This window comes from Amycolatopsis sp. NPDC059021 (assembly GCF_042739895.1).
In the GTDB taxonomy this organism is placed as follows: Bacteria; Actinomycetota; Actinomycetes; order Mycobacteriales; family Pseudonocardiaceae; genus Amycolatopsis.
The window spans coordinates 1-9,086 of the sequence record NZ_JBHYIQ010000180.1; the positions used below are offsets into that span (position 1 = coordinate 1).

Consider the following 9,086-nt stretch of genomic DNA (forward strand, 5'->3'; position numbering starts at 1 on the left):
GTTCGGGACGCTCAACGTCTCGAACGGAGCGTTCGCGACGTAGAAACTCAGCGACGCCGTGACGCCACCGACGACGACGGGACAGCGGTGAGCAGTGTGAACAGCACCGCAGCCAGCTGGACGAGCAGCAGCAGCCCGCGTTCCGTCCCCGGGTACTCGACGCTCACCTCGGCCGACTTCGGCGGCACCGAGACCGCGACCTGATGCCCCCACGCGGGCACGATCGGCACCCGGGCGCCGTTGACGCTGGCACGCCAGCCCGCCTCCTGCTCGGCGGCCAGCACCAGCAGCCGCCCGTTCGGACCGTCGGAGACGCGGACCCGCACATCCGGCAGGCCCGCCTGGACCGGGGAGACCCCCGGGGAGATGCCGGGCGCGTCGCCACCGGTCACCGCTGCCTTCGCCAGTTCCGGCGAGATCAGCACGACCTGGCCGGCGGGCGGGAGCAGTTTGAGCACCGGCCGGCCGTCCGACGTCGGCGGCGCGACGGCGACCAGGTCCTTGGCCAGCGTCAGGTACGCGGCGGGATCCACACCCGCGGGCAGGACCACGTAGAGGACGCCGGAGGCCGCCGCTGCGGTCACCGCGCGTTTGACCGCCTCGGCGTTGCCCTGCCCGAGGTCGCGCCGCCAGCCGCCGAGCCGGTCCGCCGTGCCGGGCGAGGGCGCGAGCTGGTCGTCGCCGTAGTGCGCGAGCCGTCCGCCGGTCTGCCGCGCCTGGTCGGTGCCGAGGTCCAGCACCGAGCGGCCGGATGCGGCCAGGTCCGCGGCCACCTCGGGCGAGAGCTGCGGACGGCCGCCCGCCCGCAGAGGGCCTTCGTGACCGGTCACCACCGCACCCGCGCCGAACGCGAGGAGCACCACCACCCCGGCCACCGCGGCGACCCTCGGCAGCAGCCGGCCGGGCACCGGCGCGACGCCGCCGCGTTGCCACGCCGAGAGCACGACCCACAGCAGCCCCGCCCCGACCAGCAGCAGCGGGACGCCCGCGTAGCCGTACGCGGGCGCGCCGCCCTGCATAGGCGTCAGCTTCACCAGCCGCACCAGCACGATCCCGCCCGCGCCGAGGACGGCGAGGGCGAGCCCGCCGCCCGCGAGCTTCGTCGGGCGCACGACGAGCGCGACGAGGGCCGCCGCGATCACCGCCACCCCGATCGGCCACGCACCGGGGCCGCCGGGATCGAGCCCGGCCAGATCCGTCCCGGACGGCAGCGCCGCCCCGCCGCCGAGACCCTGCACGAGCAGCTCGGGATGTTTCAGGAGCACGGTCGGCCACGGCAGCAGCAATGCCAGCGGCAGCAGCACCACGATGCCCACCGACGCGATCCGGCGCGCCAGCCCGGTCGGCGCGGGCAGCACGACGAACCCGATCAGCAGGCCCGCGAGCGCGAGCCCGTGCGCGAGCGGGGAAAAGGCCCCGAGCAGCGCCACGCCGAACGCGGACAGCGCGGAGATGTGCAGCCAGCGGGTGTCGGCCCGGACGAGCAGCCCGGCGATCCCGGCGACGACGAGCGGCAACACGATGTGCACCACGACGACGTCGAGGCGGCCCTGCGCCACCGAAGCCGTCGCGGCGGGCAGCAGCGCGTACACCGCCGCGACGACCGCACGCACCCAGCGCCGTACGCGCAGACGCCGCGTCGCCGCGTACGCGCTCAACGCGGCCAGCGGGATGTCACCGATGAGGAGCACGGCGACGAGCGCCGCCGGACCACCGATCGGCGCGAAGACCGCGCCGAGCAGGCCCAGCACCGGCAGTGTCGCGGCGGCCGGGGCGCCGGTGCCGCCCGCGACGGCGTGCCAGGGCGCGATGTAGGACGACCAGATCTCGCCGAGCCCGCCGACCGGCAACAGCTTGCCGCCGAACAGATCGAGCCCGAGTCGGCCACGGTTGACCACCAGCGCGAGCGCGGTGAGCACGACGAGCAGCACCACCGGCGGGGCGAACACCGTCGCGGCGAGCACACGCCGCCGGTTCACCTCGACGAAGACCAGCTCCGGCTCCGCGGCGGGCTCGGCTTCGCGCGGCTCGGACGAAGCCTCTTCCGGTTCCCCGGACTCCGCGTCGGCGTCCGGAATTGCCGGTGCCGCCGGGGTTTCCGGCACCGCGACGGCGACGAGCCCGCTCGGCCGGCGCAGTCCCGAGCCTCGGGAACCGATACCCCGCAACGCCCCCGCGGGCAACGCGGACGGCCCGATCGGGCGATCGGCCTTGGCGTCCAACGCCTCCGGCGGGATCCACGCCGTCTCGGGTGCGACGCCTTCCGGCACGGTCCCGAGTGCGACGTCGCTCTCCACGCCCCGGCGGACGAGCCCGACGACGCCTGCACGGAAGGCGTTACGCAGCCGTCTGATCCGTCCGGTGAACAGTCCGCGCACCGACCCCGGCCGTGGCCGCGAACGGCGTTTCGCCCGTGCCGCACGGAGGTTTCCGCGCCCGCCGAGCAGATAGCCGACGGCGGCGAACTCGGCGCGGGCCTCCCCGGTCCGGCGCAGCAGCACGAACGCCAGCGCCCGCAGGACGGACAGCACCGGGATGCGGATCATGCCGAGCCAGAAGGAGAACGGCGAGCAGTTCACCAGGAACACCCGCAGCCCGTGGGCGCGGTTCGTGACGGCGAGGGGCCCGGGTGCCGCGTCGGGTTTCCGCCGCCCGGTGGTCAGCGCGCGGGCGTGCCGCATCCGCGCGGCGGGGACCGACAGCACGAGGCCACCGGCCGCGTTGGCACGCCAGCCGAAGTCGAGATCCTCGCGCAGCAAGGAGAATTCGGGGTCGAAGCCGCCGAGTTCATGCCACAGTTCGCGGTGTACGAGCGAGCCCGCGCTGGGTACCGCGAGGACCTCGGCCGGTTCGTCGCCGGGCGCGGCGGTCTGCTGCCGGTGACCGACGGCGTCGGTGGAGAGCCCGGCTTCGACGATCAGCCGGGGATCCGCCCAGTCGAGGGCAAGCGGGCCGAGCACCCGCGCGGAGGAATTGCTTTCCGCAGCTTGCAAAAGTTCTTCGAGGCAGTCCGGTTCGGGCGCGCAGTCGTCGTGCAGCAGCCAGAGCCAGCCGCCGGGATCGCCCCATCGCTCGACGGCGTGGCCGACCGCGGCGGCGACGGCTTCGGCGAATCCGGTTTCACCCGGAAGTGTCAGTACCCCGGACAGCAGGGGCTCCGCGTCGACCCCGGCCGGGTCGGCGGCTTCGGCCAGCAGACGCGGTGTCCGGTCGGTCGATCCGGTGTCGACCGCGAGCACGTGCCGGGGCCGGATATTGCTGCGGCGCAAGGCGGACAGCGCCAGCGGCAGCCACTCTTCTCCGTTGTGGCAGACCATGATGGCCAGCACGGGAACCGTACGCAAAGCAGATGAGGCGATGCGGGGCAACGACGGACTCCCGTCAGGCGGCGGACAACGGTGCCGCCACCCTACGACGTCGGTCACTCACGCATGGGCTCCCCCGCCCCGTTCCAGTACGTGGACCGGGGCGGGATCACCTACACAACACGCTTTTTGAGCTTGCGACGCTCCCGTTCGGACAGACCGCCCCAGATTCCGAAGCGCTCGTCGTGGGCCAGCGCGTACTCAAGGCACTCGTCCTTGACCTCGCAGCCCAGGCAGATCCGCTTGGCCTCACGGGTGGAACCGCCCTTCTCGGGGAAGAACGCCTCCGGGTCCGTCTGCGCGCACAGGGCGCGTTCCTGCCAGTCCTGCTCCTCCTCGGCAACGTCGAACATGTCGGTGAGATCACCCAGTTGCTGCTCGGGGTTCTCTCCCCAACCCACGACGTGCCCCCATTCCCTTCCATCGGCTTCCAACCGCACGTCCGCCTCCTCGCTCGTACGCACTCCCCAGGCTGGCGGTGGTGAAACGACACCCGCTGCCCCCTTCCCGGCAGCGAATGACATCACTGTGATTACACCCGTGTAGTGCGGTCTGGTCAAGCCGAGTAGCGAGTTCGGGGGATACCTCGCGGCCCCAGCGCAAGGGGACACGCCGAAAACTTCACATCGGGCATACGGAAGACTGGGGGTGTGCAGAGATCAGCAGTGCGCCCCAGTCCTGTCTTCTTCGGCATCCTCGTGCTCGCCATCGCGGGCGGGGTCATGGCCGCTTTCAGCGGCTCCAGCCAGTTTTCCGTGAGTATCAAGGACCCGCTGCTCATCACCGGCGTGGTGCTCCTGGTCGCGGCGGGCTGGGTCGCGTCGTTGAGCCTGCACGAGTTCGGGCACGCGATCGTGGCCTTCCGCGGCGGCGATCACAGCATCGCCCATAAGGGCTACCTCACACTCGACGTCCGCAAGTACACCGATCCGATGCTGTCGATCGTGCTGCCGCTGATCTTCCTCATCATCGGCGGTATCCCGCTGCCGGGCGGTGCGGTGTGGATCAACCGGGGCGCGCTGCGCTCACGATCGACGTCCTCGTGGGTCTCCCTCGCCGGGCCGCTGAGCAACCTCGCGGTCGGCGCGGCGATCACGCTCGTCTGCTACCTGGTGCCGATGTCGGCGGGCCTGCTCGTCGGACTGTCCTATCTGGCGCTGCTGCAGATCGTGACGTTCATCCTCAACATCCTGCCCATCCCCGGCCTCGACGGCTGGGGCGCGATCGAGCCGTACCTTTCGCCGCAGGCACGGGACTTCGGCGCGCGGGTCCGGCCATGGGCACCGCTGGTCCTGTTCGCCGCGCTCTTCCTCCTCACCCCGGTCAACACCGCGTTGTGGCGCGGGGCCTACGCGTTGTTCAACGCCGTCGGCGGCGTCGAGGAAGCCGCGCAGATCGGTCAATACGTGTTCATGTTCTGGAAGCACTAGGCGGCGTCAGGCGGGATGCGTGGTGAGCCATTCGTGGCCGCGCTTCCACACGACACGCAGCCCGGAGCGCTCGCCGAGGTAGTCCCCGGCGGCACCGACCACCGGCAGCATGCCCAGCGCACGATGGAACAACCGGCCGCGCGGGCGCTTCTCGAGTTCTTCCGTGATCCCGAGGAGCGCCCGCCCGAGCCGCCACAGCGTGCGGGCGCACGCCTTGAACGTCGCCTTGCCGTGCTTGCGCTCGGATTCGGCGAGTTCCTCGGTGAGCTTGGCCGTTTCGCTTTCCTCGGCGGCCTCGTCGTGCTGTGCGTGCTTGCCTGCGGCGAGCACGGGATCGATGTCGCGCTCGAACAGCACCCAGGCGATCAGGCGCACCCTGGCGCCGACGTCGGTGACGCCGTATTCCCCCGCCAGCGCGCAGAGCAGCAGGCCCTGCGACGCGGCGCCGAGCGTGTCCTGCACCGGTAGCCGGTCGGCCAGCGCGCCGCCGAGGCCGGGGATCGACGTGACCAGCGCGGTGAACCGGCCGACGCGGTTCATCCACCAGCTGGACCGCTGGTAGCCGTTCATGTTCGCCCACGCCGCGGTTCCCGGCACCTTGACCGAGGTCAGCCCGTCCAGCAGCTTTTCCTTGAGCCCGGGCTCGACCTCGGCGAGTTCGTCCTCACCCCGGCGAGCCCTTGCCTGCAGGCCGAACGGGTCGGCCTCGCGCAGCGCGTCCAGCATCGGCCCGCAGGCCCGCACGAACGGCCGCAGCACCGCGACGACGTTCGCGTCCGAAATCGCCTCAGCCACGCTTCCCTCCCGACGACAGCCCTTCCGACGACACCCTTCTCGAAGAGGCCCTGCCCGCAGCCTTGCCCAAGCCGCCGCCGAGCGCCATCGCGGCGGGCAGCGCGCTCGCGCCGAGCAGCACCAGCGCCCGCCAGTCCTGGATCAGCACGAGATCGCCGCCGGGACCGAACAGTCCGACGCCGAAGAGCACGAGCACCCACACCACGAGCGGTACCCACGACAGGCCGGGACGTACCAGCCTCGCCGTCGTCGACACCAGCAGCGGGGTGGTGACCGCGCCGAGCACGATCGTCAGCGGCATCGGGAAGTCGCCCAGTTTCGGCAACGCCGTCCCGTCCAGCCGCAGCGGCAGGAAGAACAGTTCGAGCGGCGCCAGCAGGACCGCGTCGAACGTGAGCAGCGCGAGCAGCAGCCACTGGGTGACGGTCAGGCGGGCCGGGGCCGGGGTGGCGGACATGATCACAGCTTGCCGAACAGGTCGGTTTCCGCGCCGTCCGCGGGTCCCTTGGCGAGCACGAAGTACTCGTGCGGCGGGAGCGGCTGGGCGATGTCGTTCGTCAGTGCGAAGTGGACGGTCGCACCGTCGGCCACGGTGAGTTGTGTTTCGTGTGCGCGCAGCGCGGACAGCCGTTGTCCGAGGTACGCGCCGACGTCGATCCGGGACGTGATCGTCTCGTCGGGCGTCTCCGGCAGTTCGCCGTCCTCGGGCACCCGGAAGGGTGAAGTCCCGTCGGCACGCAACGCGGCCAGCCCCTCGCGGAGCGCGTCACGCGAGGCGACGACGTGGAACACGCGCGTGACCGAGTCCGCCTTCGCCGTCGCGGCCATGGTGATCTCGTGCGCGCGGATGTGATCCGGGTGGCCGTAACCGCCGAACGCGTCGTAGGTGACGACGACCTGGGGCTCGACCTCGGCGAGGATCTCGGCGAGCTGTGCCGCCTGCTCGTCCGGAGCGCCGCCGGTGAACGCGCGCGGATGCGCGGCGGCGGGTGTCCCGGCCATCCCGGAGTCCCGCCAGCGGCCCATACCGCCGAGGTAGCGGTGCCGCGTGACACCGAGCGCGGCGCAGGCGCCGGCCAGCTCCCCGCTGCGGTAGCCGCCGAGCTGGTCGGCGGCCCACGAGCCGAGCTGCGCGAGCCGGGGCGGGACGATCTCGCCCTCCTCCCCCAGCGTGCAGGTCACCAGCGTCACATCGGCGCCCTCGGCGGCGTAGCGGGCGATCGTGCCGCCCGTGGTGATGCTCTCGTCGTCGGGGTGCGCGTGGACGAGAAGCAGCCGTCGAGCTTCGCGGGAGATCACGTCTTGAAGAGTAATTCCCGCTCACCGACCTTCGTCGGCCGTCCCTCGGATATCCTCGCGCGAGTCACGGCCATAGTGCCGTGACCTGTCTGTACCCCCACGAAGGGCATCTTTAGGTGAGCACTGAAACAACGTCGGGTTCGGTTCTGTCCATTTCCGACCTGCAGGTCTCGTTCCCGACCGAGGACGGCGTCGTCGACGCGGTCAAGGGAATCGGGTTCGACGTCCAGCCGGGTGAGATCGTCGCGGTCGTCGGCGAATCCGGTTCGGGCAAGTCCGTGACCTCGATGTCCGTGCTCGGCCTGCTGCCCAAGACCAGCAGGATCGCCGGCGAGCTGCGCCTCGGCGAGCGCAATCTGGCGGACCTGACCGAGAAGGACCTGCGCAAGATCCGCGGCAACGAGGTCGCGATGATCTTCCAGGAGCCGATGACCGCGCTGAACCCGGTGTACACCGTCGGCTGGCAGCTGCGCGAGGCGCTGCGTTCGCACCAGGACATCGCCAAGGACGCCGCCGACAAGCGCGCCATCGAGCTGCTCGAGATGGTCGGCATCCCGAACCCGCCGCAGCGGTTCAGGCAGTACCCGCACCAGCTCTCCGGCGGTCTGCGCCAGCGTGTCGTGATCGCCATGGCCATCGCGTGCGACCCGAAGGTGATCATCGCCGACGAGCCGACCACCGCGCTCGACGTCACCGTGCAGGCGGAGATCCTCGGCCTGCTGCGCAAGCTGCGGGACACGCTGAACACCGCGATCGTGCTGATCACGCACGACATGGGCGTCGTGGCCGACCTCGCCGACCGGGTCGTGGTCATGCACCAGGGCGTCATCGTCGAGCAGGCGCCGGTGCGCGACCTGTTCGCCTCGCCGCAGGAGGACTACACGCGGCGGCTGCTGGCCGCGGTTCCGGTGCTCGGCCAGCGGCCCGAGGGCAGGCGGCTGCTCGACGACGAAGCGATCGCCGTCGACAGCGACGAGGCGGCCAAGATCGCCGAAGAGATCCGGCTGGCCGACGCCGAACTCGAGTCCGTCATCGAGGAGACCGCTCCGGCGCTGGAGATCAAGAACCTCGTGCTGGAGTACCCCGGCCGCCGGGGCCAGGCCAAGAACCGCGCCGTCGACGACGTCTCGCTGAGCATCGCCAAGGGCGAAATCCTCGGCCTCGTCGGCGAATCCGGCTCGGGCAAGTCGACCGTCGGGCGCTGCGCGATCCGGCTGCTCAACCCGACCGCGGGCACCGTGTCGATCGCGGGCAAGGACATCACCACGATGTCGGCCAAGGAACTGCGCCCGCTGCGCCGGTACTTCTCGATCGTGTTCCAGGACCCGGCGTCCACTTTGGACCCGAAGATGACGATCGGCGAGTCCATCGCCGAACCGCTGGTGCTGCACAAGGTCGGCACCACCAAGGAGCAGAACAAGCGGGTCTCCTCGCTGCTGGACAAGGTCGAGCTGGGCGGGCACTACCTCAACCGCTACCCGCACGAGCTGTCCGGCGGCCAGCGCCAGCGCGTCGCCATCGCGCGGGCACTGGCACTCGACCCCGCGCTGCTCATCGCCGACGAGCCGACCTCCGCGCTGGACGTCTCGGTGCAGGCCCGCGTCCTGGACCTGTTCCTCGACCTGCAGCAGTCGCTGCAGTTCGCGTGCCTGTTCATCAGCCACGACCTCGCGGTCATCGACCTGCTCGCCGACCGCGTCGCGGTGATGCAGCACGGCAAGCTCGTCGAGGTCGGCACCCGCGACCAGGTGCTGCACTCGCCGCAGCAGGACTACACCCGCCGGCTGCTCTCGGCCGCCCCGGTCGCCGACCCGGTGCTGCAGGCCGAGCGCCGCGCCGCCTGGGAAGCCGGAAAGGTCGCCCCGGTCGCCGACTGAGACTCCTCCACGCTTGCCGCCCCGGGAGATGTGGTGCGGTGAAGGCCTCCTTCACGGCGTTGAGCGCTGTGAAGGAGGCCTTCACGGCATTAGCCCGGTGCTCCCTGTGCTCTCGAACGCTCGGCGGCAATTCTCTGTCGGCCCCCTCGCCTAGGCTGTTTGGTAGGGGGCTTCGGAGCGGTGCGAATGGGCCAGTCGTGCCGTCGGCGGGCCGGGGCGATTGTGGGCGACCCGGGGTGTGGCGCCAGAAACAACCCCAAGCTGGGGGGGGCGGCACAACACCACCCCCACCCAGGAGAAGAAGCGCACCAAAAAACGGG

7 protein-coding genes are annotated in these 9,086 nt (G+C 71.2%); 2 read left to right on the plus strand and 5 right to left on the minus strand.

Annotated elements, in window-relative coordinates:
* Positions 1 to 47: 47 nt before the first annotated feature.
* Positions 48 to 3,317, minus strand: coding sequence for a glycosyltransferase (locus tag ACFWX1_RS47015; RefSeq protein WP_378396449.1), 3,270 nt, complete (start codon positions 3,315 to 3,317; stop codon positions 48 to 50).
* Positions 3,318 to 3,478: 161 nt separating this feature from the next.
* On the minus strand, positions 3,479 to 3,805 hold the full coding sequence (locus ACFWX1_RS47020) for a WhiB family transcriptional regulator (RefSeq protein WP_378329327.1): 327 nt from the start codon (positions 3,803 to 3,805) through the stop codon (positions 3,479 to 3,481).
* A gap of 225 nt (positions 3,806 to 4,030) precedes the next feature.
* Between ACFWX1_RS47020 and ACFWX1_RS47025 the strand changes: the two genes are divergently transcribed.
* Positions 4,031 to 4,795: a site-2 protease family protein gene (locus tag ACFWX1_RS47025; RefSeq protein WP_378396450.1), complete on the plus strand. Its 765-nt coding sequence runs from the start codon at positions 4,031 to 4,033 to the stop codon at positions 4,793 to 4,795.
* A 6-nt stretch (positions 4,796 to 4,801) separates the two neighbouring features.
* Here the strand turns inward: ACFWX1_RS47025 and ACFWX1_RS47030 are convergent, their stop codons facing one another.
* The 3 genes from ACFWX1_RS47030 to mshB are packed head-to-tail and all read right to left on the minus strand — an operon-like array spanning position 4,802 to position 6,889.
* Positions 4,802 to 5,590: a hypothetical protein gene (locus tag ACFWX1_RS47030; RefSeq protein WP_378396443.1), complete on the minus strand. Its 789-nt coding sequence runs from the start codon at positions 5,588 to 5,590 to the stop codon at positions 4,802 to 4,804.
* Positions 5,583 to 6,047 carry a hypothetical protein gene (locus tag ACFWX1_RS47035; protein WP_378396444.1) on the minus strand — a complete coding sequence of 155 codons (465 nt, stop codon included), beginning with the start codon at positions 6,045 to 6,047 and terminating at the stop codon, positions 5,583 to 5,585. Before ACFWX1_RS47035 ends, ACFWX1_RS47030 begins: the two co-directional genes overlap by 8 nt.
* A 2-nt stretch (positions 6,048 to 6,049) precedes the next feature.
* Complete coding sequence (gene mshB, locus ACFWX1_RS47040) at positions 6,050 to 6,889, minus strand: N-acetyl-1-D-myo-inositol-2-amino-2-deoxy-alpha-D-glucopyranoside deacetylase (protein ID WP_378396445.1); 840 nt, start codon at positions 6,887 to 6,889, stop codon at positions 6,050 to 6,052.
* A 116-nt stretch (positions 6,890 to 7,005) separates the two neighbouring features.
* Here mshB and ACFWX1_RS47045 point away from each other — a divergent pair, with 116 nt between their 5' ends.
* Positions 7,006 to 8,766, plus strand: coding sequence for an ABC transporter ATP-binding protein (locus ACFWX1_RS47045; RefSeq protein WP_378396446.1), 1,761 nt, complete (start codon positions 7,006 to 7,008; stop codon positions 8,764 to 8,766).
* Positions 8,767 to 9,086: the final 320 nt, after the last annotated feature.